20 protein-coding genes are annotated in these 26,623 nt (G+C 73.6%); 12 read left to right on the forward strand and 8 right to left on the reverse strand.

Translation table 11 applies throughout. The annotated features are described in order from the left end of the window. The first annotated feature begins 37 nt into the window (after positions 1–37). From ABT048_RS07790 to ABT048_RS07805, 4 genes are all read left to right on the forward strand, one after another. Complete coding sequence (locus ABT048_RS07790; protein WP_350520416.1) at positions 38–235, forward strand: ferredoxin; 198 nt, start codon at positions 38–40, stop codon at positions 233–235. After that, positions 232–1,431: an NAD(P)/FAD-dependent oxidoreductase gene (locus tag ABT048_RS07795; protein ID WP_350520417.1), complete on the forward strand. Its 1,200-nt coding sequence runs from the start codon at positions 232–234 to the stop codon at positions 1,429–1,431. Before ABT048_RS07790 ends, ABT048_RS07795 begins: the two co-directional genes overlap by 4 nt. 226 nt (positions 1,432–1,657) lie before the next feature. Beyond that, the gene (locus ABT048_RS07800; RefSeq protein ID WP_502893978.1) at positions 1,658–3,532 is read left to right on the forward strand and encodes an MFS transporter; all 1,875 of its coding nucleotides are present in this window, start codon (positions 1,658–1,660) and stop codon (positions 3,530–3,532) included. Beyond that, complete coding sequence (locus ABT048_RS07805) at positions 3,529–3,993, forward strand: MarR family winged helix-turn-helix transcriptional regulator (RefSeq protein WP_350520418.1); 465 nt, start codon at positions 3,529–3,531, stop codon at positions 3,991–3,993. The genes ABT048_RS07800 and ABT048_RS07805 overlap by 4 nt, the downstream gene beginning before the upstream one ends. Before the next feature lie 40 nt (positions 3,994–4,033). On the opposite strand, the gene ABT048_RS07810 is transcribed toward ABT048_RS07805, so the two are convergent. Continuing rightward, a complete protein-coding gene (locus ABT048_RS07810) occupies positions 4,034–4,999 on the reverse strand; it encodes a molybdopterin-dependent oxidoreductase (protein ID WP_350520419.1) in 966 nt (321 codons plus the stop codon). Positions 5,000–5,332: 333 nt separating this feature from the next. On the opposite strand from ABT048_RS07810, the gene ABT048_RS07815 reads away from it, so the two are divergent. Together ABT048_RS07815 and ABT048_RS07820 are read left to right on the forward strand one after the other, a co-directional pair. After that, on the forward strand, positions 5,333–7,078 hold the full coding sequence (locus tag ABT048_RS07815) for a hypothetical protein (RefSeq protein WP_350520420.1): 1,746 nt from the start codon (positions 5,333–5,335) through the stop codon (positions 7,076–7,078). A 30-nt stretch (positions 7,079–7,108) separates the two neighbouring features. Continuing rightward, positions 7,109–7,468, forward strand: a complete 360-nt coding sequence (locus ABT048_RS07820) for a SpoIIAA family protein (protein WP_350520421.1) — start codon at positions 7,109–7,111, stop codon at positions 7,466–7,468. A gap of 71 nt (positions 7,469–7,539) precedes the next feature. Here the strand turns inward: ABT048_RS07820 and ABT048_RS07825 are convergent, their stop codons facing one another. Together ABT048_RS07825 and ABT048_RS07830 are read right to left on the reverse strand one after the other, a co-directional pair. Further along, positions 7,540–9,561 (reverse strand): TnsA endonuclease N-terminal domain-containing protein, encoded by a 2,022-nt coding sequence (locus tag ABT048_RS07825; protein ID WP_350520422.1) that lies wholly within the window; start codon positions 9,559–9,561, stop codon positions 7,540–7,542. 183 nt (positions 9,562–9,744) lie between these two features. Beyond that, positions 9,745–10,419: an MBL fold metallo-hydrolase gene (locus ABT048_RS07830; RefSeq protein WP_350520423.1), complete on the reverse strand. Its 675-nt coding sequence runs from the start codon at positions 10,417–10,419 to the stop codon at positions 9,745–9,747. 177 nt (positions 10,420–10,596) lie between these two features. On the opposite strand from ABT048_RS07830, the gene ABT048_RS07835 reads away from it, so the two are divergent. From ABT048_RS07835 to ABT048_RS07860, 6 genes are all read left to right on the forward strand, one after another. Then, positions 10,597–11,526 carry an aminoglycoside phosphotransferase family protein gene (locus ABT048_RS07835; RefSeq protein ID WP_350520424.1) on the forward strand — a complete coding sequence of 310 codons (930 nt, stop codon included), beginning with the start codon at positions 10,597–10,599 and terminating at the stop codon, positions 11,524–11,526. A gap of 111 nt (positions 11,527–11,637) precedes the next feature. After that, positions 11,638–13,344, forward strand: coding sequence for a PucR family transcriptional regulator (locus ABT048_RS07840; RefSeq protein WP_350520425.1), 1,707 nt, complete (start codon positions 11,638–11,640; stop codon positions 13,342–13,344). Positions 13,345–13,644: 300 nt separating this feature from the next. Beyond that, a complete protein-coding gene (locus ABT048_RS07845) occupies positions 13,645–14,985 on the forward strand; it encodes a type III PLP-dependent enzyme domain-containing protein (RefSeq protein ID WP_350520426.1) in 1,341 nt (446 codons plus the stop codon). Positions 14,986–15,343: 358 nt separating this feature from the next. Then, positions 15,344–16,516, forward strand: coding sequence for a DUF4190 domain-containing protein (locus ABT048_RS07850; RefSeq protein ID WP_350520427.1), 1,173 nt, complete (start codon positions 15,344–15,346; stop codon positions 16,514–16,516). A gap of 112 nt (positions 16,517–16,628) precedes the next feature. Next, on the forward strand, positions 16,629–17,450 hold the full coding sequence (locus ABT048_RS07855; RefSeq protein WP_350520428.1) for a DUF4389 domain-containing protein: 822 nt from the start codon (positions 16,629–16,631) through the stop codon (positions 17,448–17,450). A gap of 207 nt (positions 17,451–17,657) precedes the next feature. After that, complete coding sequence (locus tag ABT048_RS07860; protein ID WP_350520429.1) at positions 17,658–18,119, forward strand: hypothetical protein; 462 nt, start codon at positions 17,658–17,660, stop codon at positions 18,117–18,119. A gap of 57 nt (positions 18,120–18,176) precedes the next feature. Here the strand turns inward: ABT048_RS07860 and ABT048_RS07865 are convergent, their stop codons facing one another. From ABT048_RS07865 to ABT048_RS07885, 5 genes are all read right to left on the reverse strand, one after another. Further along, positions 18,177–19,673 carry a phosphatidylinositol-specific phospholipase C domain-containing protein gene (locus tag ABT048_RS07865; RefSeq protein ID WP_350520430.1) on the reverse strand — a complete coding sequence of 499 codons (1,497 nt, stop codon included), beginning with the start codon at positions 19,671–19,673 and terminating at the stop codon, positions 18,177–18,179. A gap of 203 nt (positions 19,674–19,876) precedes the next feature. Beyond that, positions 19,877–20,935, reverse strand: a complete 1,059-nt coding sequence (locus ABT048_RS07870) for an HD domain-containing protein (protein ID WP_350520431.1) — start codon at positions 20,933–20,935, stop codon at positions 19,877–19,879. 9 nt (positions 20,936–20,944) lie between these two features. Next, on the reverse strand, positions 20,945–25,204 hold the full coding sequence (locus tag ABT048_RS07875; protein ID WP_350520432.1) for a trypsin-like peptidase domain-containing protein: 4,260 nt from the start codon (positions 25,202–25,204) through the stop codon (positions 20,945–20,947). Positions 25,205–25,265: 61 nt separating this feature from the next. Continuing rightward, on the reverse strand, positions 25,266–25,565 hold the full coding sequence (locus tag ABT048_RS07880; RefSeq protein ID WP_350520433.1) for a trypco2 family protein: 300 nt from the start codon (positions 25,563–25,565) through the stop codon (positions 25,266–25,268). 251 nt (positions 25,566–25,816) lie between these two features. After that, positions 25,817–26,515 carry a DUF1062 domain-containing protein gene (locus ABT048_RS07885; protein WP_350520434.1) on the reverse strand — a complete coding sequence of 233 codons (699 nt, stop codon included), beginning with the start codon at positions 26,513–26,515 and terminating at the stop codon, positions 25,817–25,819. Positions 26,516–26,623: the final 108 nt, after the last annotated feature.

The following is a 26,623-nucleotide window of genomic DNA, read 5'->3' on the forward strand; positions in this document are numbered from 1 at the left end:
CAGGGCCCCGATCGGCCCTGCCCCGAAGGGAACCCGCATGCTCGTCCACATCGACCAGGACAAGTGCTGCGGCGCCGGACACTGCGTCCTCGCCGCCCCCGAGGTCTTCGACCAGCGCGACGAGGACGGCATCGTCGTCCTGCTCGACGCCCGGCCGCCCGCCGACGTCCACCAGGCCGTCCAGGACGCCGCCGCCGTCTGCCCGGCCGCCGCGATCCGCCTGGAAACCGCGTGAGCGCACCGCGCCGGATCGCCGTCGTCGGAGCCGGCGCAGCCGGACTGCACACCGCCGAAGCGCTGCGCCGGGCCGGCTACGACGGCCGGCTCACCCTGATCGGAGCCGAGGACGCGCCACCGTACGACCGGCCGCCGCTGTCCAAGCACCTGCTCTCCGGACAGTGGCAGCCCGAGCGGCTCACCCTGCGCGACCCCCGGGCCCTGGAGGAGCTCCGGCTCGACCTGCGCCTGGGGGTGCCCGCCCGGCGCCTGGACCGCCGCACCCGCACCGTCCACCTCGCCGACGGCCGGGAGGTGCCCTGCGACGCGGTCGTCATCGCCACCGGGGTCCGCCCGCGCCGGCTGCCCGGCGCCGAGACCCCGCTCGCCGGCGCGCACGTGCTGCGCACCCTCGCCGACGCCCTCGCCCTGCGCGAGGACCTGCGCGCCGGGGGCCGGCTGCTCGTGGTCGGCGGCGGACTGCTCGGCGCCGAGGCGGCGGCCACCGCCGTCGGACTCGGCGCCGAGGTCACCTGGCTGGTGTCCACCGACACCCCGCTGGCCGCGGTCCTGGGCACCGAGACCGCCGCCCTGCTCACCGGCCTGCACCGCGAACACGGCGTACGGATCCACCGGGGAGCGGCCACCGGCCTGCTGCACCGCGACGGCCGCGCCACCGGCGTACGGCTGGCCGACGGCACCGACCTCGCGGCCGACACCGTCCTGATGGCCGTCGGTTCCGAACCCGCCACCGACTGGCTGGCCGGCAGCGGCCTGCGGCTGGACGACGGCGTGGTCTGCGACGCCCACTGCGCCGCCGGGCCCGGCGTCTGGGCGGCCGGCGACGCCGCCTCCTGGCCGGACCCGCACACCGGCCGCCACCGGCGCCTCGAACAGCGCACCAACGCCACCGACCAGGCCCTGCTCGTCGCCCGGAACCTGCTGGCCGGGCCGGACGGGACCCGGCAGGCCTACACCCCGGTCCCGTACCTGTGGACCGACCAGTACGGGCTGCGGATCCAGGCGTACGGCCGCCCCGGCGACGCCGACCGCTTCGAACCGGTCGAAGGCAGCGTGGCGGAGCACCGCTTCGCCGCCGCGTGCGTCCGCGACGGGCGGGTCGTCGGCGCGGTCGGCATCGCCGCCGCCCGTGCCCTGCGCGGACTGCGCAGCCAGGTCGCGGCGCACGGCCCCTGGCCGCCCGGGGAGGCCTGACCCCGTCGGCCGTCGCCGCCGCCGTCGGCCGTCGCCGTACCGCGGCCGGCTGCCGCAGCCCCCGGACGGCCCGGATCCCCGGTGGACCCCTCCCCTCGGGGGTCTACCGGGGGAACGGCCGCCGGGACTACCGTTAGGTGACGGAAGCTATCGAGTTCCACGGTCCACGTTCCGGTTCCACGCTCCGAGCCCACGCTCCGACCCTGCGGTCGGACGGGTCGGCCGGATGGGAGGCACGGTGGCGACACGACTGTCCGCAGGCAGCGGGACCGGCCGCTCGCGCCCGGCCCGTACCGGCGTGGACCCGGACCACCCCCGCTACAAGTGGGTGGCGTTGTCCAACACCACGCTCGGCACCCTGATCGCCACCATCAACGCCTCGATCGTCCTGATCTCGCTGCCCGCGATCTTCAACGGCATCGGCCTGGACCCGCTGCAGCCCGGCAACGTCAGCTACCTGCTGTGGATGCTGATGGGCTACATGCTGGTCACCGCGGTCCTGGTGGTCACCCTCGGCCGGCTGGGCGACATCCACGGCCGGGTGCGGATCTACAACGCCGGCTTCCTGATCTTCACCCTCACCTCCGTCGCCCTGTCCCTGGACCCGCTGCACGGCGGCGCGGGCGCGCTCTGGCTGATCGGCTGGCGGGTGGTGCAGGCGGTCGGCGGTTCGATGCTGATGGCCAACTCGGCCGCGATCATCACGGACGCGTTCCCGGCCCGCCGGCGCGGCACGGCCCTGGGCGTGAACATCGTCGCGGGCATCGCCGGGTCCTTCATCGGCCTCGTCCTGGGCGGCCTGCTGGCCGAGTGGAACTGGCGCTCGATCTTCTGGGTCAACGTGCCGATCGGCATCCTCGGCACCGTCTGGGCCTACCGGTCGCTGCGCGAGACCGGGGTGCGCAAGCCCGCCCGGATCGACTGGTGGGGCAACCTCACCTTCGGCGTCGGCCTGACCGCCCTGCTCGCGGCGATCACCTACGGCATCCAGCCCTACGGCGGCCACACCATGGGCTGGACCAACCCCTGGGTACTGGCCGGGCTGCTCGGCGGGATGGCGCTGCTGGCGGCCTTCTGCCTGGTCGAGTCCAGGACCGCCGAGCCGATGTTCCCGCTGTCCCTCTTCCGCGACCCGGTCTTCGCCGGCGGGAACGCCGCCACCCTGCTGGGCTCGATCGCCCGCGGCGGGCTGCAGTTCATGCTGATCATCTGGCTGCAGGGCATCTGGCTGCCGCTGCACGGCTACGACTACGCGGACACCCCGCTGTGGGCCGGCATCTACCTCGTCCCGCTGACCGTCGGCTTCCTCGCCGCCGGGCCGATCGCGGGCTACCTGTCCGACCACGCCGGGGCCCGGCTGTTCGCCGCGGGCGGGCTGGTGGTGATGGCCCTGTCCTTCGCCGGACTGCTCCTACTGCCCACCGACTTCGGCTACCCGTGGTTCGCGGTCCTGGTCTTCCTCAACGGCCTGGGCGGCGGCCTGTTCGCCGCCCCCAACACCTCGCTGATCATGTCGAGCGTGCCGGCCGCGGCCCGCGGCGCTGCCTCCGGCATGCGGGCCACCTTCCAGAACGCCGGGATGGTGCTGTCGATCGGCGTGTTCTTCTCGCTGATGGTGGCCGGCCTGGCCGGATCGCTGCCGCACACCCTCACCGCCGGACTCACCGCGCAGGGCGTGCCCGCCGCCGACGCGAACGCCATCGCCGCACTGCCCCCGGTCGGCACCCTGTTCGCCGCCTTCCTCGGCTACAACCCGGTCCGGCAGCTGCTGGGCCCGCACGTGCTCGGGCAGCTCCCGCCGGACAACGCCCGCGCCCTGACCGGCCGGGAGTTCTTCCCGCAGCTGATCTCCGGGCCGTTCCACGACGGGCTGGTCGTGGTGTTCTGGCTGGCGATCGCGATGTCCCTGGTCGCGGCGGCCGCCTCCCTGGTCCACGAGCGCACCCGTCCCGTCGCGCCCGCCGCCCCGGGCCCTGCTGCCGCACCCGCCCCCGCACCCGCTGACCGGGCGGACCGGACAGCCGGCGCGGAAACGACGGCCAGGGCGGAAACGACGGACCGGACGCCACCCGGCGCACCGGCCGAGGCGGAGGGGCCGTGACCGGCGACGGCAGCGGCCTGCCCGCCGACGCGGTCGTCCGGCTGCGCCTGGTGATCGGCCGGCTCAACCGTCAGATGGTCCGCGCCTCCGGCGAGCAGGACCTCACCGCCGCCCAGCTCTCCGCCCTCGCCCGGACCGAACAGCACGGGCCGCTGCGCCTGGGGGAACTCGCCGCGCGCGAGGGCGTGGCCGTCCCCTCCATGGTCCGCACCGTCACCCCGCTGGTCGCCGCCGGCCTGATCGCCAGGACCCCCGACCCCCTGGACGGACGCTCCGCCCTGCTCGCCCCCACCCCGCACGGCCGGGACACCCTCGACCGGATCCGCCGCGAACGCTCCGCCCTCCTGGCCCGGCGCAGCACCCGCCTGACCCCCGACCAGTGCCGGCAGCTGGAGGAGGCCCTCCCGCTCCTGGAACTGCTCCTCGACGAACCCGACCCGCCCCGCCCCCCGGCCGCGTAGCGGCCCAGGGCCCGGCCGACGCCGGGCCCCGGGCCGGACGTCAGACCCGGGCCGGCTGCCCACCCGACTCGGCGACGACGTGTATCTCATGGACGGCGTTCCGGTCGCCCGTGAGCGGCTGGACGCGCCCGGCGGAGTCGGTGGCCCGGCAGCGGATGCGGTGCCGGCCCGGGGCGAGGTCGTGGCGCAGGCGGAAGCGCTGCCAGGCCGGGTCCGGGCCGCGCCGGTCGAGCGCGGCGGGCTGCCAGTCGCCGTCGTCCACGGCGACCTCGACGGACGTCACCTCGGTGGAACTCCAGGCGTAGCCCGCGAGTTCGCAGCTCCCGGCCGGGACGGTGCGCCCGTCGCCCGGGGTGAGCAGCTTGCTGCCGACGTCCTTCTCGCGCACCGGCCGGGACTCGCTCTCGCCGGGCAGGACGCGGGTGTACAGGCGGGTGGTGAAGAGGTGGTCGGGGCGGTCCGCGGCCAGCACGATCCGGCTCAGCCACTTCACCGAGTTGGTCCCGAACATCAGGGGTGCCACCGCCCGCACCGGGTAGCCGTGGTCCGGGTGCAGCGGTTCGCCGTTCATGGTGTGCGCGAGGACGACCTCGGCGCCCGCCTGCTCCACGGGCAGGTCCTTGAGGTAGCTCACGCCGCTCTCGCCCGCGAAGTCGCCCGTGTCGGCGCCCTCCAGCCAGACGTGCCGGGCCTCCGGGCGCGGGCCGGCGAGTTCCAGTACGGCGGAGAGCGGGACGCCGACCCACTCCACGTTGGTGACGGCGCGGGTCGGCACGGTGGGGTGCAGCGGGTTGCCGAAGCACTCGTGGACGGCGGTGAAGCGGCGCTGCGGCAGGCCCAGGAGGGCCGGGAGGTCCAGCCGCAGCGGCCGCTCCACCAGGCCCTCGACGGTGAGCGACCACGTCGCGGGGTCGAGCCGAGGGTGCGGCCCGAGGTGGTTGCGGACGAAGACGTCCTCGACCGGTGTGAGGAAGAGGTCGGGTGTCGCCGGATCGGTCCTGATCATTGCTCATGCCCCCGTGTCGAACGAATCGTTGTGCGCGATCGACAGTACAAGGAGCAACTGACACCGCCCCGGGGCGGGGGACCGGTCGGGGTTCGCTCGGGGACCGCACGGGCACCGGTCGGGACTGCACGGGCACCGGTCGGGACCGCACGGACACCTGTCGGGGACGGGTCGCGCGACCGGCGCCGGGTCCGCCTGGGTGATCGGCCCGGCGGCGGGAGCGGGGGCGCGGCGTGTCCGCCGGGCAGGGCGTGGCGGCTCTGCGAGCCTGTTCCGCGGCCCGCTGCCGGACGAGCCGCACACCGGCACGCCGATCCGACCCGAGGAGCCCCCTTGCCGCACCGGTTGCCCGTTCCCCGGCTGACGGCCGCCGTCGTGGCCCTGCTCCTCGCCCTCTCCGCCTGCTCCAGCGCCGGTTCCGCCTCAGGAGCGCGCCCGGCCGACGCGCACGGGAGTTCCCCGCCGGCGGACGTGGTGGCCGCGGGCGGTCCGCTGGTCGGCGATCCCACCCTCGTCCCCGGCGAGCAGTCCTGCGCGGCCGCGGAGGGCAACGCCCCGTGGTACCCGACCATCGCGGCCTTCGAGGTCCACGACTCGAACCGGACGCACCGGTACGGGTGCGCGCACTTCGGGGGCGCCCCGTCGAACAACCAGGTCTACGCCTACGGTTCGCAGCAGGTCTACGCCACGCCGTACAACATCGTGGACCGCGGCCCCGACGAGCTCTACGTCTACGGCGGCGGTTACGGCGACGGCCAGGGCGCCTCCGGCTCGTTCGTCTCGCGGGTGGAACCCGGGACGTACAACGAGGTCTGGCGCCAGGTGCTGATCAACACCAACGCGACCGACGAATGGGACTACCCCGGTGTCCTGAACGTCCTGGCGGACGGCAGCCTGGTGGTCGTCTACGGCTACCACATCGCCCGGATCGACCCGCAGACCGGCCGGGTCCTCGCCCGGACCACGCTGCCCACCGGCCGGTCGGCCCCGCGCGACACCGCGTACAACGGCTACGACGCGCTGCCGGACGGGACCATCGTCGCCAAGACCGTCAACCGGCAACCCGGCTGCACGGAGCAGGGGTTCAGCGCCTTCCTGAACTGCCCCGACCCGACGGCCGTGCCGCCCTCGATCATGGTGGCGATCGACCCGAAGACCCTCCAGGTGATCTCCCAGGTCACGCTGCCCGAGATGATGGGCGGCCGGATCACCACGGCGACGCTCGACGGCACGCAGGAGATCTACCTGCCGGGCGCCACCAAGCTCTACCGCTACTCGTACCAGAACAACGGCTTCGCCCCCGACCCCTCGTGGGGGCCGGTGCCCTACCTCAAGGACGGGCAGACCGCCGCGTCCGCCATGGCCGTCATCAACGACTACGTCGTCGCGATGACCAACGGCGGGAAGCCGACCTCGACCCCGATGAGCGTCGTCGCCGTCTCCCAGAGCGACTCGACCAAGGTGGCGAACATCCAGCCGTTCGCCTCCAGCGGCACCAAGAACAGCTTCATCCCGTCGATGGTCTCGGTCGACCCGGAGAACAACCGCGTCTACGCGATGGACGCCGGGGCGGGCGAGCTGGCCGGGATCGACCTGTCGAACGGCACGCTGTCGGTGGCGTGGACGCAGGACCAGACGACCCTCAGCTTCACGACCCTGATCGGCCCCAAGGACCAGCGCGTGCTGATCGGGACCGACATCCCGGTGAAGTTCTTCCAGGGGCTCAAGAAGTACACCACCGAACAGGTCGTCTGGCGCCGGGCCCAGGACGGCGCCGAACTCGCCCGCTCCAGCCAACTGCCCAAGATGACGCAGGGGATCCTGGTCACGCCCGGCTACGCCGGACTCCAGTACTTCCTCACCGCGGACGGCCACGTCACCGGCCTCCAGGTCGCACCGAAGCCCGCCTCGCCGACGCCGTCCGCCCCCGGCAGTTCCGCGACGTCGACGTCGACGTCGGCGTCACCGTCCGGGTCCCCGGCACCGTCCGGGTCGCCCGTGTCCCCGTCGCCCGTGTCATCGCCGTCCGTGTCCCCGTCGCCCGTGTCCCCGTCGCCCGTGCCCTCCGAGCCCTCCTGAACGGCGGCCGACGAGAGAAGGGATCCGCTCGTGATCGAGAAGCTGGACGGACTGCCGGAGAACGTCATCGGGTTCGAGGCCGGTGGCAGGCTCTCCGCCGAGGACTACCGGGACATGCTGCTGCCGGCGCTGGAGGAAGCGGCGAAGCGGGGCGCGGTGCGGTTCGTCATCGTCATCCGGGAGTTCCACGGCATGACCGGCGGCGCACTGTGGGAGGACCTCAAGATCGGGGCCGAGCACCTGCGGGCCTGGAAGCGGATCGCCCTGGTCACGGACATCGAGTGGATGACCCACGCGACGGCCCTCTTCGGGTGGATGACGCCGGGCACCACGAAGACCTTCCCGCTCGCCCAGCAGGACCGGGCGATCGCGTGGGCGGCCGAGGACTGACCGGGCCGTCGCGGGCGCACGGGGCACCGGCCTGACCCGGCCCGGCGGGGCGCCGGCCGCCGGGCCGGACCTCAGCCGCGGGCGGCGCGTGACCGGTCGGTCAGCCGCTGCTTCCAGCCCCTGGGGGGAGGCCAGGGCACGCCCCACGCCGCGAGCTGGTCGCGGCGCCACCCGCCGGCCGGGGTGCGGGCGGCCTCGATCTCCTCGGGGGTCGGGCACAACACCGCGTCCTGGCCCGCCGCGTCCTGGTCCACCGCCACGGCGGCCGCCGTGGCCGGCGGGGTCGCCGGAGCAGACGTGGCCGGCGGGGCGGTGGCGCGGCCGATGCTCAGCCGGAACGGCCGGGTGCGCCAGTCCCAGCCCCGGCTCAGGACCAGGGCCGCGAAGTCCATCCAGTGCGGGCGTTCCCCGCCGGCTGCGGCGACCACGTGCGGCCACCCCAGCACCGTCCCGTCGTCCAGCAACGGGCCGATGAGGCCGCCGAGCCCGGGGTCCGGCCGGTGTTCCTCCAGCAGCGCGCGGGTACGGTGCCCGTCGGTGACCAGGAGCCCCCAGCCGCGTTCGCGGCACAGCTGCGCCAGGGCCCGGTACTTGGCGACGTTGACGGCGGTGGCCATCTCGAACAGCGGCTTGACCTCGACCAGGATGCAGCGCCCGTCGGTGGTGGCGACGAGCAGGTCGGGGAAGTAGGTGCGCGGGCGCCCGTCGAACTCGTAGCCGATGGCCAGCGGCTGCTCCTGGTAGTACGCGATCTGCGGGGCGAACGACAGGAGTTGGATCAGATGGAGCTCGCTCTCCGACTCGTACGCCACCGCGCGTCCGAGCTTGGGGCAGTGCCACGACCCGGAGCGCGGATCGTCGTCGTCGGCCTCGCGCAGCGCGGACAGGTCGCTGCGCGGGGGAGCGCTCTCGGGTATGCCGAACCACTCGATCCGGCCCGCCAGCCGCTCCCACCGGGCGGTGGCCCGCTCGATCCGACCCTGCCGGGTGGCCTCGCGGCGCTGTGCGTCGTGGCGCAGCGTACGGATCGTCATGGCCTGGGCCGCGAGGTTGTCGGCGGGCAGCTTGCGGGCCCCGGCCAGGGTGGCGAGCAGGGTGACCGCCTGGCGCGGCGCCATGGACGGCACCAGGACCTGCGCCAGGTCGAGCAGCCGCTCGGCGCTGGACGGTCCGTCCGCGGTTCCCGGGCACTCGGGGCTGTTCATTTCCTCGGTGCCGTTCGGGCCCCCGGCGTCGTTCGTGCCCCCGGCGTCCGGTGAGTGCCCGTCGAGGCCGCCGAGTTCGGCCACGAGGGTGCGGAGCCGGCCGGTGGCGGGCGCGGCGGAGCGGGCCATCGCGCGCACGGCCCGGTTCTGCAGCTGGCGGATGCGTTCGCGGGAGAGCCCGTGGTCGGCACCGATCCGCTCCTGGGTCCGGGCGTCCTGGTCGCCCACGCCGAACCGGCTCGCCACGATCCGCCGGTCACGGGCGCCGGGGATCTCCTCGACGGCCGCGGCCAGGAGTTCGCGCAGGAGCATTGCGGTGTCGTCGTCGTCCTCGGCGATGGCGCTCCACGGTGGGGCGAGCGTGGCGGCGCCCGGGCACCGGCACTCCAGGGCCCAGTCGTCCAGTAGCAGTCGCCCGGTGCCCCGCCACAGGCGCCGTCCCGCGTCCCGGCGCACCGTCGGGTCCTCGGCGGCGAGCCTGCCGACCGTCGAGCGGGCCAGGAAGGCCGCCTGCCGTTCGGGGCCGAGGGTGTACCCGGTCAGCTGCTGCCACTCGGCGAGGACCTCGGCCGGATCGGGCGCCTCGCAGTCGGTCCCGGTGGCGGCAGAGGTGTCGGTGTCGGCGGTGGTCCAGGTGTCGTTGCCTGTGTCGGTCCAGGGGTCGGTGTCGGCGTCCGCGTCGAGGGAGTGCGCGTCGTCGGCGGGCGGCGGCAAGGACCGCGCCCACCGCAGCAGATCCTCGTCCATGGCGAAGGCGAGCGGCATGTGCCGCGTCAGGCGCCCGCGGATCGCACCGACGGACCGGCCGTGCCGGACGGCGAGTTCGTCGAGGTCCAGGCCCTGCCGTGCGAGCTCCAGCAACCGCGCGTCCTCGGCGTCGCTCCACACCTGACCCGTCCTGGGCGCCGACGATCGACCCTGCACATTCCCCCCACGGCTTCTGACAACAGGCTGGAGCATGCCCGCGCTCCCACTCGGTGATGCGGCGGGCAGGCGTCCCGGTAGGAGTGACGCACCATCACGGGCGTCGGTTCGACGCGAAGCCCCACCGCGACGGTCGGCGGGCCGGGGTCACAGCACGGTTGCGGCGGCCGCTTCCCGCAGGGCGGCCCGTGCGCTATGGGTGATCGGGTCGCCGTGTCCGAAGAGCGCCGTTTCGGCCTCCAGCTCGGCAAGCCGGTGCAGCGACTCGACGGCTCGGGTGCGGTCGGTGTTGAAGACGCCCATCATGGTCCGGCCGACGTTGGCGACCGCGTCTCCGGTGAACAGCACCTTCGGCCCGGGCAGGTGGAGCGCGATCGACCCGTCCGTGTGTCCGGGCACGGCGACCACCACGGCCCCGCCGCCGAACTCCAGCACATCGCCGTCCTCCACCTCCCGGTCCACCCGGCAGGGCGGGGCCGCCGGCAGGGGCGGAAGCGCCGCCCTGATCGGTACCTCGAACTCCTCCAGCACGGGCGCCGCTCCGGCCTCCTGCCCCCGGATCACCGGAGCCTCCAGCCGATGCGCCACCACCTCCGCGCCGTGCCGGGCGGCGAGTTCGGCAGCGGATCCCGTGTGGTCCTCGTGCCAGTGAGTCAGCACGATCCGCTGCAGTTCGCCGTCCAGTGCTTCCTCGATCCGTGCCGCGCAGTCCGCCGTGCCGGAGTCGATCAGGGTCACCTCGGAGCCGTCCCGCCACAGATAGGCCGAACCCACCGGGAACCGGAGCATGCGTAGTCCTGGCAGAACCTCGGTCACGTCCATGGCCTCAGCATGCGTGGCCGGGCCCGGATCCGCGTGTTTGTTCGCTGACGGCTCACCAGTGCGTGGGATGCGATCGAGGGGTGAGGCCGGTCGTGGTCAGGGTCGACGATGTGACAAGCCGCCCGGGACGAGCAACCTGACGTGCCGGCACCGGCGGTGCCTCGGTAGGGTGCCGGGATGATCGCCGTACCGGAGGAGTTCGCGCGGAGCACCGTCGAGCGCGAGGGGGAGGCCGGGGCGCGGTGGCTCACCGAGGTGCCCGGGATCGTGGAGGAGTTGCTGGCGAGTTGGGGGTGCGTGCCGGACGGCGCGGTCATGCACGGCGGCGTCGGCGTCATCGTTCCGGTACGGGGGCGCGGCGGGGAGCCCGCGGTGCTGAAGGTGTCGTTCCCGCATCCCGGCAATGTTTACGAGCCGGACGCGTTCGTGGCGTGGGCCGGGCGGGGCGCCGTCCATCTGCACGAACGCGACGACGCGCGGTACGCGATGCTGCTGGAGCGGGTCCGGTCCGAGACCCTGGCGGAGGTCGAGGACGGCGACGAGGTGGTGACGGTCGCCGGGCGGCTCAACCGCCGCCTGGCCGTCCCCGCGCCGCCCGGCCTGCCCCGGCTGCGCGAGCAGGCCGCGGCCTGGGAGGAGCAACTGCGGCGGGACGACGAGGAACTGGCGCGGCCGCTGCCGCGCCCGGTGCTGGACGCCGCTGTCGCGACCCTCCGGGAGCTGGGCCCGGTCCAGCCGGACACCCTCGTCCACGGCGACCTCCACGCCGGGAACATCCTGCGCGCGGGCCGCGAGCCGTGGCTCGCCGTCGACCCCAAGGGGTACGTCGGGGATCCCGCCTACGACGGCGGCACCCTGCTGAAGTCGCGCGCGCTGACGCTCCTCGACGCGGACGACCCGCGCAGGGCCGTCCACCGCATCCTGGACGTGTTCGCCGAGGCGGCCGAACTCGACCGCGAACGCGTGCGGCGGTGGGCCCAGTTCCACGCCGTCCAGGCCGCGTTCTGGGGCCGCCGGCACGGGTTCCGGATCGCCCGCGGCGGATCGCGACTGGACTGGCTCACCGCGTTCGCCGATCAGTTGGCGGCGGCGCTCACCGAGCGGTAGCCCACGTCCCCGGTTCCGTCTCGCGGCACTACAGTGGTCGAACCGGTGGACGCCCTGGGCGAGTTGACGCCGACCCGGCCGTGGCGCGCGTGCCCTGGGGAGGGGTGGCCCATGTCCGAGACGGAACACACGGAGCAGGCGGAACAGGCGGGACGAGCAGAACAGGCGGGACGCGCGGGATCGGCGGACCGGCCCGGGTCGGGGCCGACCCTGCTGAGCCTGCTGACGCTGGCGGGGGACTTCGTCGTCCCGGGCCGCCTCGCGCCGGGTGGAGCGGACCGGCCGGTGAGCCGGCTGGTCGTGCTCGACGAGCTGGAGCCGCCGGCGTCCCAGGGCGATCTGCTCGTCGCGGTCGGGGTCGATCCGCACACCGAGGAGGCGGGCGCCCTTCTCCGCCGGGCGGGGGAGGCCGGCGCGGCGGCGGTGCTCTTCCGTCCGGTGGAGACCGGCTCCGGGAACGAGGCGCTGGGCGCGGCCGCCGCCGAGGCGGGGACGGCGGTGCTCTTCCGCAGCCGGTGGACGGACTGGCCGACCGTGATCGGGATCCTGCACGCGGGGCTGTCGGTGACGCCCGAACCGAGGATCGCCGGTGTGCCGCTGGGCGACCTCCCGCAGCTGGCCAAGGCGATCGCGCTCCGGGTCGGCGGCTCGGTGACGATCGAGGACACGGCGTACAACGTCCTCGCCTACTCGCCCATCGGTCAGGACGTGGACTGGGTCCGGATCTGGACCATCCTGGGGCAGAAGCCGCCCGCGCACCGGCGCGACGACCTGCGGAACGCCGGGTTCGACCGCGACCTGCTGCGCTCGGACCGGGTGCTCCACCGCAAGGCGCAGGGCGAGGCCCCCGAGCGCCTGATCGTGCTGGTCCGGGCGGGGGACGTCCCGCTGGGCTCGATCTGGGTGGCGGCGGAGGGCGAGCGGCCCCTGGACACCCCGGCCAACCGCGAGGCCCTGCGCGCCGCGGCGCGGGAGGCCGTGGCCCACCTGCTGCACGACCGCGCGCGGCGGGAGGGGCAGGACCGGCTGCTGCTGGAAGCGGTCCGGGGGCTGCTCGACGGCCAGGGGTCCGCCGAACTGCTGGCGGCGCGCACCGGGCTGCCGGCAGCGGAGCGGTGCGCGGTGCTGTCGGTCGGTGCCGGGCCGGGCGGTCCGCAGGACGTCCGGGCGCGCGGTCGGCTGGTCGATGCGGCGTTCCGGCACTGCACCGGGCGCGGCGAGGTGTCGGTGGTGGTGCCCTCGGCGCGGGGCGTCCTGGTGCTGCTGGGCGGGCTGGCGAAGGACCCGGTACGGGCCCGCGAGCGGGTGGGGCTGCTGGCCGGATCGCTGGCCCGGGAGCTGTCGCGGCAACTGGGGCTGCGGGTACGGGTGGGCGTCGGCGAGGTGCAGGACCGGCTCGACGGGGCGCCCGAATCCCGGCGGACGGCCGAACTGGCGCTGGGCGGGCTGCTGTTCGGCCGGAGCGCGCCGGACGTCGCCCGGGTCGGGGAGGTCGCGGACGCCGTGGCGTTGCTGCACTTCGCGGACGCGCTGCGGGCGGCGCGACAGCTGCCGGTGGAGACGCCGGTGACGCGGCTGCTGGCGTCCACCCGCAAGGCCGAGGTCCCGCTGGTCGACACCCTGGGCGCCTTCCTGGACCAACCGGGGGAGAAGGCCAGGGCCGCGGAGGCGCTGGGCGTGGCCCGCAGCACCTATGCCCACCGCCTGGACCAGACGGTGGTGCGGGAGAGCGGCATCGACCTCGACGACCCCGACGCCCGGCTGCTGGCCCAGCTCCAACTGCTGCTGCTCAGGCGCTCGGTGGCCGACGAGGGCTGAGGCCGTCGTCCCGCGCGGGGACCTGCAGGGTGCTTGTCGCCCGCTGCGGGACTTCGTCGTCCGGCGCGAGGACGGCGCGGCATGTTCGTCGTCCGGCGCGAGGACGGCGCGGCACGTTCGTCGTCCGGCGCGAAGGCGGGCCGCCGCTGCCCGCCCGCCGTCGGCCGGCACGGAGGCGCCGCCGGAAACCCGGGTCGTGGGATGAGGACCTGCCCGCCGGCTGACGGGCAGTCTGGTCGCACGGCCCGCCGGAGCACCCCGGGGCCGTGCGACCGAGACGACCGGACGGAGTGTGCCACCATGGCGAACCCTCAGCTGACGGCCCTGCACGGGCCCGAGCGCCGTGAACTCATCCTCCGCGCGGCGGTCCGCCAGGGCCTGCTGGACCCGGAGGACGCGCAGCTCGCGGGTTTCCTCGACCTGGACGCGGTGGCGGCCACCGTCGGCGCGCTGCACCGTGCCTTCCCCGACTCGGTCGAGGTGCTGCACGCCTTCGCGGCCAAGGCCAACAGCCTCGTCCCGGTGCTGGCGCGGCTGCGCGGTCTGGGCATGGGCTGTGAGGTGGCCAGCCCCGGCGAGTTCGCGCAGGCGCTCGCGGCCGGTTTCGAGCCCGGGCGGATCGTCTTCGACTCCCCGGTCAAGACCCGCCGCGAACTGGCGCGGGCGCTGGAGCTCGGCGTGGCGGTCAACGTCGACAACTGGCAGGAGCTGGCCCGAGTCGACGAGCTGCTGACACCCGGGCGGGCCGGGCAGGCTGGCAGAGCCCAGAGCGAGTCCACGATCGGCGTGCGCGTCAACCCGCAGCTCGGCGCCGGCGCCATCGGGGCGATGAGCACCGCCACCGCGACCTCCAAGTTCGGCATCGCCCTGGCCGACGAGGGCAACACCGCCCGGCTGGTCGAGGCCTTCCGGGCGCGGCCCTGGCTCGGCCGGCTGCACTGCCACGTCGGCAGTCAGGGCTGCCCGCTGGACCTGATGGCGGACGGGGTCGCCGCGACCGTCGCCCTCGCCCGGCGGATCAACCGCGAGCTGGGCCGCCGTCAGGTGGTGGGCCTGGACATCGGCGGCGGCTTGCCGGTCAACTTCGCCGACGACCGGGTGACCCCGGACCATCGGGACTACGTCGAGCGGCTGCAGGCCCGCGTGCCCGACCTGTTCTCCGGGGAGTTCCGGCTGGTGACCGAGTTCGGCCGGTCCGTGCTGGCCAAGAGCGGCTTCACCGCCGCCTACGTCGAGTACACCAAGGAGTCCGGCGGGCGGTCGATCGCGATCACCTACGCCGGTGCGCAGGTGGCCACCCGGACGGTCTTCGCACCGGACTCCTGGCCGCTGCGGGTCACCGTGCACGACGCGACCGGGGCGGCCAAGCACGGGCAGCCGGTCGAACAGGACGTGGCCGGGCCGGCCTGCTTCGCCGGGGACCTGGTCGCCAGGGCCCGCCCGCTGCCGCTGCTGGAGCCCGGGGACCTGGTCGCACTGCTGGACACCGGGGCCTACTACACGTCCACCCCGTTCTCCTACAACAGCCTGCTGGAACCCGCCGTGCACGGGGTCACCGTGGCGGCCGACGGCGCGGTGCGCTTCGAGACGCTGCGCCGCGCGCAGACCGTCGAGGACCTGCTGGGCCGCACGGGCGGGTGAGGACGCCCCTCCGGCGGCCGGTCACGGTCCGTCGCGGACGAACCACGGTTGCCGGCCCTGGCCCGGGGGCCCGGCCGGGGCCGGGACCGCGGTGTCGGAGCGGTCGCCGGGCACCTGTATGTTGATCACCTGCCGGCCCTGTCGGTGTCCCGCGCCGGGGTGTGTCGACGCGCGGGTCCGGCCCGGACGGTGACCGTTCCACGCCGCAGACCGGGCCGCCTGTCGGCCGGGGAGTCGAGAAGTCGTTGTCCCGGGGGGGAAGACGCCGCCCGGGGGCTGACCACCGCTCCCCGCCTCTTCGTCTCCTCATCTCGTCATCCCCTCATCTCCTCATCTCGTCGTTCGCGAAGGATCTGGTATGACCGCTCCCGTCCCACCCGACAGACCGCAGGCCGAGAAGGCTTCCCCGGAGGATGCCGAGAAGCCCGCGGCCGTGGTGGCCGTCGAGGTGGCCGAGGTGGCCGCCGACGTGGCTTCCGGCGAGGCGGCCGGCGCCGACCCGTGGGCGCCGCTGAACCCGGGTCAGGGCGAGGCCCAGCGGCCGGGCGAGGCCACGGTCCCCGCCCCTGCAACTGCCCCGGCTCCCGCGGCTGCCGCTGCCCCCATCGCGGCCCCGGCTCCCGTCGCGGCCCCGACGCCGGTCGCGGTCCCCGGCCCGCACCCCGGCGGCGTGCCGTACTGGCCGCCGTACCCGGTGCCGGCGCCGCCGCCCCGCAACGGCCTGGGCGTCGCGGCCATGGTGCTCGGGATCGTCGGCGCCGTCCTCAGCCTGGCCGTCATCCTGTTCTGGCTGTCCTGGCTGCCGGCCCTGCTGGCCCTGGTCTTCGGGATCATCGGCCTGGGCTACGTGCGCAAGGGGGTGGCGACGAACAGGGCGGTGGCACTGGCGGGTGTGATCCTGGGCGTCTCCGGCCTGGTGGTCTCGGCCGGCGCCGGGGTGTTCGTGATGGCACGGGTGCACGCGGCGAACGTGGAACGGCGGGCGGAGGCGGACGCCGCCCGGGCCCGCGCCGAGGCCGAGTCCCGGGCCGCCCAGGAGCGGGCGGAGAAGGTGAAGGAGCAGGCCGAGGCCGACCGGAAGAGGATCGAGGCGGAGCAGCAGAAGGCGGCCGAGGACCTGAAGGCCCGGCGCCTGTCGTTCGGCCAGTCCTACACGTACCCGGACGGCCTGAAGGTCACCATGGCCGCGCCGGAGCCGTACGTCCCGAGCGGCACCGTGTTCGAGGTCCCCAGGAACGCCAAGATCGTCCAGGTGAGGATCACCGTCGTCAACACCGGCTCCCAGGAGCTCTCGCTCTACGGCTCGGGGAGCCCCACCGTCAGGGACGCCAACGGCGGCCTCGTCTTCACCCTGATCGACGGCAGCAACCGGATGAAGTTCCTCCCCGGCTCGCTGTCCCCGGGCCAGGAGGCCACCGGTGCGTCCGCGTACGCCCTGCCGGAAGGCGCGGCCGACCCGTTCTCGGTCCGGTTCGACTACGGCACCGGGCTGCAGCGCAAGGACGTCACCTGGGCCGGCTCGCCCGGCTGACCCGTCCGGCGCAGCGTGGCGCGCGGGTCGGGCGGGGGGCTGCGATCTTCGGAGGACGCCCGGCCCCGCGTCCGACCGCCGGGTCCCCCGACCCGAGACCGTGGAGGCCCGGATGTGGCAGGCACCGCCCGCCCCCGTCAGCCGTGAGTGGCTCCCCGTCCTGGACATGCCGGCGTCCGGCCCGCAGAACCGCTGGACGGTGCTGCTGCGCGCGCTGCTGCTGATCCCCCAGTTCGTGGTGGTGTGGGTGCTGTCCGTGGTGGCGTTCTTCGTCACCGTCATCGGCTGGTTCGGTGCGCTGGTGCTCGGCCGGCTGCCCGGCTTCGCCGTGGACTACCTCACCGCGTACGTCCCGTACGAGACCCGCGTGACCGCGTACCTGATGCTCACCGTGGACCGCTACCCGCCGTTCCGCTTCCACGCCCCCGAGTACCCGGTGCAGGTCGGGCTGCGGCCTGGCGAGTTGAACCGGCTCGCCGTCCTGTTCCGCATCATCCTCGTCATTCCGGCCTCGATCGTGCAGGGCCTGGTGGAAGCCGGGTGGTGGATGGTGGCGTTCATCAGCTGGCTGGTGGTGCTGGTCCTCGGCCGGATGCCGCAGCCGCTGTACGAGGCGACGACCGCGATCCTGCGCTACCGGACGCGCTACGCCGCCTACCTGGTGATGCTCTCCTCCGCCTACCCCAAGCGCCTGTTCGGCGACGAGCCGGGCAGCGAGCCGGACGGCCCGGTGTCGGCCACCCGTCCGCTGGTCCTGAGCGGCGCCGGGCGCGGCCTGCTCGTCGTCTTCATCCTCCTCGGGGTGGTCTCCTGGACGACCAGTTCGATCACCACCTCGGTGGACTCGGACGACAACGACGACGAGGCCACCAGCCCCACCCAGCACGTCATGGCGCCCCTGGTGCCGGGCCCTGCCGACCGTGCCGCCCGGTGAGCGACGGAAACCCGGTGAGCAGCGGGAAGTCCGGTGAGCGGCGGGAGGCCACGGTGAGCGACGGTAAGCCCCGGTGAGCAGCGGGGAGCAGCGGGGAGCCCGATGGGCGACGGGTCGCCCACGCACCGGCGGTGCCGCGAGCGGGCCGGCGGGCCCGGCGGAGGAGCGGGCGCCGACCTGCCTGACGATCTTCGCTAGTCTGATCGGATGACCGACAAGTTGGTGAACCGTTACCGCCAGGCCGTGGAACCGCTGCTGGCGGCGGGGGAGCGGATCCTGGACGTGGCCACCTTCTACCCGGTGGCCGGCGCCAAGGGCCTGGGCGACGGGGCCGGCGCCCGGCTCGGCAACAAGCTGGGGCGGATCGGTGCGGTGTCGGGGGAGGCCGGCAGCCTGGCGCAGGGCTTCCCCAGCGGTGCCGGCGCGGCGATGCACAAGCTGCTCCTGGTCACCGACCGGCGGGTCGCGTTCGTCTCGACGAGCGACATCCGGAAGGCCGCCGACGTGCTGTGGCACGCCCCGCGCCACCTGGTCACCCGGATCGAGCGCCGCCCGCGGTTCCAGGCGATGGCCCGGTTCCGGCTGCACTTCGCGGACGGCTCGGCGGTCGCCGCCTACACCCCGCGGCGGCGCACCGTCGAGAGCCTGGCCGACCACCTGGGACGGTAGGCAGCCGCCCCGGCGGGGCCCGCAGACCACCGCCGGGGCCGCCCGCCGAGCGAGCCGCTACCTCGGGCAGGTGTCCTGGGTGACCTTGCCGCCGGAGGTGCCGGCGGTGGCCGGGTCCACCGAGAGGCACAGGCCCGTCCACTGGTTGATGAACTTGTAGGCCGTCTTCCGTTCGCCCCCGACCTCGACCGAGGTGGGGACGACGTTCCACAGCTGACTGCCCGAGGACCAGCGGGTCTCACACCCCCACCAGAACAGCTGGGTACCGGGCCCCGGCGGGTTGCCGTTGTTGTAGGGGACGGTCAGGCAGGTGCCGTTGCTCGCCTTGAGCCAGTAGAAGCCCTTGCCGTCGTAGGAGGGCTTCTCGGCGCCCCACTGGTGGCTGCTGGGCGGCGTCGACTGGCACGCGCGCTGGGTGACCAGGCCCCCGGTCTTGGAACTGTCGAACTCCGGGCCCCGCACCATGCAGCGGTGGTACTTGGTGTCGACGTACGTCTTGTCGGCGTTGACCTGCCAGATGGCCTGGTGGCCGTCCACGACGGCATTGGCCTGGTTGCGGGCGATGATGTCGTCCACCAGGGCCCAGCCGGGGAAGTCCATCAGGACGACGCCCAGGTGACCGTTGCCGCCGCCGTTGTTCAGGTAGTCCATCAGTTTGAAGTTCACGCCCGGGATGTGCGTCGGGTACTTGCCGGCCGTCACGTACCCGCCCGCGTACACGTACGGCACCGTGAGGGGAGCGGTGGACGCGGACGTGTACGTCACGAACATCTCGCCCTTGCCGTCGTCGACCGCCTTGTCGATGTTCGCCTTGACGTAGTCCCACTTCCTGGACACGTCGGGTGCGTCGTAGTGGTCCTCCTTGTGGTCGTTGAAGGTGTTGAGGCCGTAGTTGTCGCTGTCGACGCCGTCGAAGCTGCCCAGCACGATCTTGCCGCGGGCCTGCGAGAGGCGGGGAACGCCCGTCCTTCCCGCCCCGCTCACCGAGGCGGTGTAGAAGAGGTCCGGGTAGCGGGCGACGTAGTCCTTGAAGATGGCCTCGCGCCGGGCGTTGTCGACCGTCTCCGGGTCGTTCTTGCAGTCGAACAGACCGCCGCCGCTGAGCGGGCACTCGGCCCGCAGCCGCATCACGATCGTCTCGCTCCTGTGCTGGTCGAGGAAGGCCTTCGCCCTGCCCAGCACGTCGTCGAAGTTGGCGTTCTGGTAGAACGACCCGTGGTGGACGGCGAAGTACTTGTTCTCGGTGACGCGGACCCGGATGTCGATGGCGCGGATCCCCCGCTCCAGCTGCGCCGTCAGGGTGCCCGCGCTGTCCCCGAAGTCCTGCTGCGTCTGCACCGAACTGCCGCCGTGGATGGCGAGCGTGTCGTGGGTGCCCGGCAGGGACATCGCCGCCAGCCAGGTGTCGCCGGCGACGCCCTTCATCCAGTCGGCCCGGGTCGCCGGCCCGAGGTTGTCGAAGGCGTCGCTGTTGGACTTCCCGCTCGCCCCGGCGACCCCGGGCGCGAGCAGCGCCGCACCCGCGGCGACGCAGACCGTCACCAGGTGCGCCACCCGCCGCAACCCCCGCCGGGGCCCGGGGCGGGTGTCGTGAGAAGAGGAACGAGGCATGGAACTCCCATCCGATACCGGAAAACCGCGGTCGTCCGGGTCAACGGCCCCTGTGACCGGGCAGGTTCAGCCGGACGTACGCCTCCTCCGCCCGGCCCGGCGGGGTCGCGGTCGTGCCGGAACCGGGAGCCCGTCGGCGGCGGCACTCAGCTCCAGCACACGTGGAACTCGGTGGGCAGCGACTGCAGGGCGGCCAGTTCGGCGGCCAGTTCGGGCGCGGCTGCCTCGACGGGCCGGCCGTCCACCAGCGGGGCGGAGCTGTAGATCTTGCGCAGGGCGAAGCGCCGGCCCACCTCGTCCGCGGGGGCGCGGCCGATCGTGACCCGCAGCCGGTGCGGCTCGTAGCGGATCATGGCGCTCTCCTCCCGGGTGGCCGCGCAGGCGTCGAAGGCGGACCACAGCTCCGGGTCGGTCAGCCGGGCGAGCCGGGCCGGGGTGAGGGCCGGGCCGTGAGCCCCGTCGTGAGCCCTGTCGTCGAGCAGTCGCAGGGCCAGGTGCCGGACCACCGAGACCGGCCCCACGTTGTCCCAGGAGGTGTGCAGCCGCGCTTCCGCGCCGATCAGGCGGACGAGTTCTGCGGCCGTCGGGCGGTCGGCCGACACCACGGCGTCCCGGATGTCGAGCCGGCTCAGCAGCACGGCGGGGTCGGTGTCCAGACGCCCGGCGGCGCGCCCGCTGCGCACGTACGAGTCGAGGTGGTCGAGGCTCAACAGGCCGGAACGGCCGGTGAGCGGAGTGGGCGGATTCCCGCCGAGTGCACCGACGACGGCCTCGGTGCCGATCCCGTGCTCCTCCAGCACCGGCCGGACCGGGTCGGTCCGCAGCAACTGCAGTCCGATGGCGTGGTGGTCGAGCCCGGCGACACCCTCGAAGGTGTGGCTCAGCGGCAGGTGGCCGATGTCGTGCACGAGCGCGGCGACCCGCAGGAGTTCGTCGTCCGGACGGAAGTGCGCGACCAGCGCGAGGACGCCGAGGGTGTGCTCAAGCCGGGAGTACGACTGCAGGGTGCTGAGCGTGGAGGCCCCGCCGTGCGCGACGAAGTGCAGCCGGCGCAGCGGCTCGGTGCGGAGCAGGTCCACCTCGACGGGGTTCAGCCGGACGGGTATCCGCCACAGCGGGTCGGTGAACACGGGGGCCAGGCCGACGACATTCGTCGGGACCGGCGGTGCGGTTTCCACATCCGGGCCCTGATGCTGGTTGTCCATCAGGCCACCTTAGGAGGACGCTTCCCCGAACGTGCCGGCCTCGGTGCCTTCCGTACCGTCGGACGTTTCCGGAAGGGAGGAGACCCAGCCGTCCACCGCGGCCCGCACGCGCGCCTGCACATCCGGGAGATCGGCGCAGCCCTGGTACGTGGAGATCCTCCGGACGATTCGTCGCATGTACGCGTAGTCGCCGGCCAGTGCGACCTGCGCGGCCGCGTTGGCCGTGCCCACGGTCAACCAGTCGTCGCGGAAGTCGAGTTGCGTCCACGGAGCCGCTTCGCAGGCCCGTCTCGCTGCCGCTCTGGTCCGCGGATCGTGACGAGCGGCGGCCGACAGGGCCAGCGTGGCGCACACCGCCGCGCGGAAGCCGCTCGCGGTCCCGTCCGCGGACAGGCGCTCGATGAGTTCTGCGGAGGCCTCGGAGACCGCGTCGGGACCGGTCGTCCGAGGCTCGCCGTCCGGGAGGATCTCCAGCAGGGAGAGGAGCTCTCTGCAGGCGCTCTCGGGATCGCGGGCGAACTGGCCGAGCATGGTCCGGATCAGTCGTGCGACGGCTTCGGAGCAACGGCCGGCGTCATGCGTGGCCAACATCCGTACGGCATCGACGGCGTCCCTGCCGAGCGTGTGGGATTTCCCGTCACAGCTCGCGAGCACCGTCCTCTCCGCCACCGAGGCCGCCACGCCGACCTGCCCGGTCCAGAGCAGCAGGCGCGCGAGAGCGAGGTCCTTCCCGAGCTCGTCCTCGGCGGCCATCGCCACGAGTACGCCGTCGACCTCGGCGCGCAGGCGCGTGGACAGCAGCCGCTCCACGACGTCCAGCCGGCTGTCGGTTTCGGTACGCCGGTCGAGCAGGTTCCGCAGCAGGGGCGCCGGGTCCGGCAGCTCGCCGATCTCGAACAGGACCAGGCTCGCGTACAGCCTGACGGCGGGGTCGTCCGGGTCCGCCGCCATCGGCGGGAGGTGGTTCCTGACGGCCTGCTGGAAGCCCGACCGGTCGGCGTCCCGCAGGAGATCGGCGAACTCCTTCGGGGCCGCCCGTACACACAGGGCCAGGATCGGATCCACCTCCGCCGGCTCGCCGGCCACCGCTCGGATGACCTGCAAGGACAGGGCGGGATCACCGGATCTCAGCTGCAACCGGAGCAGTCGGCTGATCTCCCTCCCGCGGCGGTTCGCGGTCCACTCGTCGAGGCCTTCCCGCTCGTGCAGCTCCCGCCTCAGTTCCTCCGTAAGGGACCGGAGCACATCGGCGCAGATCTCCGGAACGGGATCCAGCACGCCGGCCTGCACGAGGACTTCGATCGAGGCGATGGACAGCCGTTGCGGATCCGCTGCCATGTCCCGCACCGCCGCGACGGCGGCCGAGGTCGCTCCGGCCGCGACCAGCCGGGCCACCGTGATCTCGTTCGACTTCTCGGACTGCAGCAGGTGCACCGCCCTTCCGGGATTCCCCAGGGCGGTGAAGGCGTCGGCGAGGAAACCCTTGGTGGCCGCCGAGCCGACCTCCCGGTCCTCGGCAGTCCCGAGCTCGTCACATGCCTGCTCGGCCAGTTCCGCGGCCATGGCCTGCGCCGGGGGATCCTGCACCCGCGCCAGGACGGAAGCGACGACGGCGCGCGGATCCGACCTGTCGAGGTACACGTTGCCGCCGCGGGTGACTCTCGTCTCGACGCCCGCCGGGGACTGCGCCAGCAGCTCCGAGGCTGCGCTCAGCATCGACTCGACCCCGGAGAGGCGGCTGAGCGTGGGCAGCGTTTCGCACCGGGAGTTGAAGGACAGGGACGTGTCCCTGAGGGTCGCTTCGAGCGCCCGGTGCGCCGGGCCCGTGTCGGGGAGTGCACACAGCACATCGCTGAAGAGGCCGAAGTGGAAGTGCGAAGGGGTGCGATCGGCCAGGCGGTGCACGATCCGGATCCGCAGGTCCTCCGGAAGCTGGAGCCCGTCGGCGAGAAGGCGACCGGCCAGCAGGGCGTACCGGTCCGGGGTGTTGCCGTCCAGTCCGAACAGGACCTCACTGGTGTAGAGGGTGTAGTCCTCGTACCGGTCGCTGCGGTCCATCAGGAGCACGGCGAGCCGTTCGGCCGCGCGGTCACCCCGTTCGTGGGCCCAGCACGCGATGGTGAGCACGGCCAGCTCGTCACGGGTCTCCGCCAGCGCGGCCGAGAGGAGTTCGTCGGTCTGCCAGTCCTCGCCCGGCCAGGTGTCGGGGAGCGCTCTGGCCGCGTCGCGAGCCACCAGGAACTCGGCGAGGCTCCGGTGGGCCCAGTGTAGTTCCCCCCGTGTGTGGACGCCGTGGAACAGCCCGGTGCCAGCCAGCAGCGCACCGATCGCCTCCGCCCAGGCCGCGAAGAAGTCGGGTGGATCGGGCACCCGGCTCTTCGCCCACGCGACGGCGTCCGCGGTCGTCACGGCCGTGTCGGACGCGAGCGTCATCCGCGCCAGGTGCGTCAGCAGGCCCGCACGAAGCCCGTACAGCCGGTCCGCGAGGGACTCGTCGCCGCCCTCCTCGACGACCGTCCTCCGCCAGGCGGACCGGCGTCCGCCCTCGGCGTCCCGCCGGAACAGGTACCCGATCAGGTCCTCGTAGAGGCCTGCCCGGCCGACCGGGAGCTCGCCGGGCAGGTCCCGGTACACCATGAGGGCGATCGACGCGAGCAGCGGCGTCCTGATGATCTGACGCAGGCCCTTGGCGTCGATCTGCCGGAGGAAGCCGTTGACCCTGTCCTCACCGGCGGCCTCGTCGGCCTCCGCGTCGAGCCAGCGGCCGGCCAGCAGCCGGAGCTGGGCGTCGTCGAAGGGAGCCAGCCGGTACACGGCGACGTCGTCCTCACGCAGCGACGCCACCTCCGCCGCGGGCAGCGGGCGGGTCGCCACGATCCACCGGAAGGAACTGACCGGCCTGCGCACGTCCGCGGCGATCACGTCGAGCACCCGTCGGCGGGCGGACACGTCGACGATCTCGTCCAGGCCGTCGACCAGCACCAGCCACCGGACGGCGTGGACGGACTTCTCGAAGAGGTCGACCGGCAGACCCGACGAGAGCAGCCCGCCGAGCCTCCGGTGCGCCGAGGCGCGCAGCAGGACGGGAAGCGGCTCCGGACCGGCGAGATCCTGGGGCGCCACCCGCAGCGGCAGGACCGTCCGGTCCAGCAGGACCTCGTCGTCCTCCTCCCCGGTCGTCCACGACCGGGCGAGTCTGCGGGCGACGTGGTGGAGGAAGGTGGACTTGCCGGCCCCCGGCTGTCCCTCCAGGACGATGTGACGGTGCCGGGTCAGCACCTCGTCGGCGGTGATCGGCGCACTGACCTTCAGGTCCGAGCTGCTGACCGTCTCCTCGACCCGCTGGTACACGTAGGTGTCGTCGAGCGACGGCCCGGGCCTGTCCCGCAGACGGTAGTGGTGGACCGGGGAGGCGTTGAGCTCGGCCTCCAGCAGCGCGTGGAGCCCCCGGGACTGCCGTACGGCCTCCAGATCGGCGGACGAGCGGTCGACGCGGACCTCGGTCAGTCCGTCCCGGGTGAGCGGCAGGCCGATGGCCTCGTGGAGGAACGCGACCTCCTCGCGCGTCAGGTGTTCGTACCACCGGTCGACGCGGGCGGCGGACAACTCCCCGGTTCCCTCGTTCTCGTGGTGGTCGGTGACCACCCCGATGACACACCCCGCGCTCCACACGGCCGCACCGGACATGCCTTCCCAGGGACTCCGGTCGCCGAAGGAGCCGTGGAGGCGCGGCGACTGGTCGACGCGGACGGCCAGCCGGCCCTCACGGCGGTTCGAGAAGGCCGGAGCCCTCCCGTCGGTGACGTGGTTGGCGTCCCTGAAGGGCCCCCTGCCGTCGACGGACCGGCGCAGCTTGAAGAGCGGGAAACCGAGCGACGAGCAGGTGACGGTGCCGTCGAGCGCCGGGACGGCCCCGAACCGCACCGGCGACACCGCTGCTCCCGGCCCTGCCGACCGGTCCTCGCCGTCGTCGAGGCCCACCACGGCGAGATCGAGTCGATCGTGGCTCCACAGGACGGTGCCGCGCACCGTCCACTCGCCGGGCTGGTCCGCCCGGAACCGCACGCGCAGGTCGTCCGCATCGCGGACGACGTGGCCGGCCGTGAGCACGCTCCGGGACGTCACCCGGTATCCGGACCCGCGCTCGTCCCTGCCGTCGACCGTGGTGACCAGGATCTCCGCGGCGCGATCCGGATCCAGCCCCGTGGAGGCCGGGAACCGCCGGCCGGCTGCTCCGCCTGCTCCGCCTGCTCCGGCAGCACCGCTCACCGCTCAGCTCTCACTTCTCACCGCTCACTTCCCACAGTGCACCGCTCGCCGCGCACCGTGCTCACCGTTCTCCGGCGACGGCGGAGCCGGACACGTGCGGACTCCTGCCCGTGCTCCTGAGACGGGGCTTCAGCGTGAGCTTGAGCTGCTGCGTGTCGGTCTGTCCCATCTTGCCGTTGCCGCCCAGCTCCAGGACCCAGAACTTGACCTTCGCCGTGCCCCCTCCGCCCTTCTCCAGGGCGACGGTCAGCTCAAGCTCGATGTCCCCGAGCTCCAGTTCGAGCTCCTCGTCGGCCGCGGCCTCGATCGCTCGTCCCAGTTGGCTGCGCAGGTCCCGGATCACATCGGACAGCTCGATCACGGCCACTCCCTCGGCGATGTGCAGTGACGGCCGATTGTAGGGCGCGGCAGGGGAGTTGCTATGACGATCAGTCAAAACAACCCCCGCAGAAACAGACCGCCCTTGGCCCGCTGATCACAGCGGGCCAAGGGCACGAACGCCTCAGCTGCGAACTCCTCCAACCGACCCCGTCACACCGCGAGCTCTCCGGCCCTCACACGACCGGAGAACTACCGGCCACACGACGACGTGACGAGCCACCTGACGAAGCACTACTGGTGCGCGGTGGCCCGGCGTGGGAGTTCCCGGCCGGGTGCGGGCGGCAGCCCGATCCGAGCCAGGTCGGTGCGTTCGGCGTCGGGCGCGTCGAGGGACTTCGCGTGCTTGGCCGCATCGACGGAACCGGGTCCGTGGATGGTGAGTTCGAAGTCCTGGTGCGCCTTGACGTCCGGGGCGAACGGCAGGCGGATCCGCCCGTCCGCGACCAGACGGCGCACCTCGGCCCGGCTCAGGCCGAGACCGAGCTGGAGCAGCCGCTCCACCCGGACCGGCGCGGGCAGCTCGAAGCGCACCTGCACCGAGAGCGGGTTCGGGTCGTCGAGCGCGTACAGCGGCATCCGGGCCTCCAGCTCCCACGTCCCGGTCCAGTCGAGCCGGTACCGGTTCTTCGCCGCGAGCGACGCGCTCGTCACCAACTCCCGTACCGCTGCCGGGTCGTTGATCTCGTACGCCACCAGTCGGGCCGGCTCCAGCGTCGAGACGTGGACGCGCTCGTGGACGGGCACCTTCGAGGTCCGGTCGCACGTCGCGCAGGTCAACAGCAGCCAGACGTCGAGCAGCTTGCCGCTCGCGTTGACGCGGATCTTCCCCGAGGCGCGGTGCCGCATGCCGGGACAGTCCGGGCAGGACCGGACGACGGTGGGCAGGGCGGACTGACGCACGGCCCACAGGGCCTTGCGGTCGGTATTCATGTGTGTTGGGTGCTTTCAGGACTCAGCAGGAGGGCATGCCGAACTCACTCGGCGGCTCCCGCTCTCTGACGGATGCTCACGAGGGGCGCGACCCATCGCCCCGGGGCC

The sequence above is a fragment of the Kitasatospora sp. NPDC096140 genome (assembly GCF_040303045.1).
In the GTDB taxonomy this organism is placed as follows: domain Bacteria; phylum Actinomycetota; class Actinomycetes; order Streptomycetales; family Streptomycetaceae; genus Kitasatospora.